The organism is Oleiphilus sp. HI0086 (assembly GCF_001635225.1).
The window spans coordinates 1-851 of sequence record NZ_LWFZ01000285.1; the positions used below are offsets into that span (position 1 = coordinate 1).

At 45.6% G+C, this 851-nt stretch carries 1 protein-coding gene; it reads right to left on the bottom strand.

Annotated features, from left to right (window positions below; genetic code table 11):
• Positions 1-763 (bottom strand): fumarate hydratase (locus A3756_RS03600; protein ID WP_197481145.1); only part of this gene is annotated, 763 nt, incomplete at its 3' end.
• Positions 764-851 lie beyond the last annotated feature (88 nt).

Below are 851 nucleotides of genomic sequence, written 5' to 3' on the forward strand. Positions count from 1 at the left end.
CCATAACCGTTGTTAAGCCACCAAGGCCTTGAGCACCGATACCCAGGTCGTTGACCTTATCCATAATCTCTAAACGTAACTCTTCAACACGATTTTGAGGGCCACGCTTACGAAGCTCATGAATATCAATCGGCTCCATCAAAGCTTCTTTCGCCATCACGGCAGCTTTTTCAGCTGTACCACCGATGCCTATACCCAACATGCCTGGCGGGCACCAGCCAGCGCCCATCGTAGGAACCGTTTTCAGAACCCAGTCAACAATACTGTCACTAGGGTTCAACATCGCCATTTTTGACTTATTCTCGGAACCACCGCCTTTTGCAGCAACTTGGACGTCGACAGTGTTGCCTTCGACAATCTCATAGTGGATCACAGCAGGTGTATTGTCTTTAGTATTCTTACGAGCGCCGGCAGGGTCATCTAGGATTGAAGCACGTAAGACGTTATCTGGATGAGTGTAAGCACGACGTACACCTTCATTTATCATATCAGTCAGGCTTAATTCAGCATCCCACTGCACATCCATACCGACTTTAACGAATACAGTCACGATACCGGTATCCTGACAAATTGGTCGCTTACCTTCTGCACACATACGTGAATTGATGAGTATTTGTGCCATTGCATCTTTAGCAGCTTGGGACTCTTCTTTTAAATACGCTTCATGGACGGCATCAATAAAGTCTTTTGGGTGATAGTAGGAGATAAACTGCAGGGCATCTGCAACGCTATCAATTAAATCTGCTTGACGAATTGTCGGCAAAATATAACTATTAGGGAAATAAGTGGCAGAACCGCTTATCATCTGGCTTTCTCGGCCTACCAAGTCATACACAGAGTTTAAGTCATAA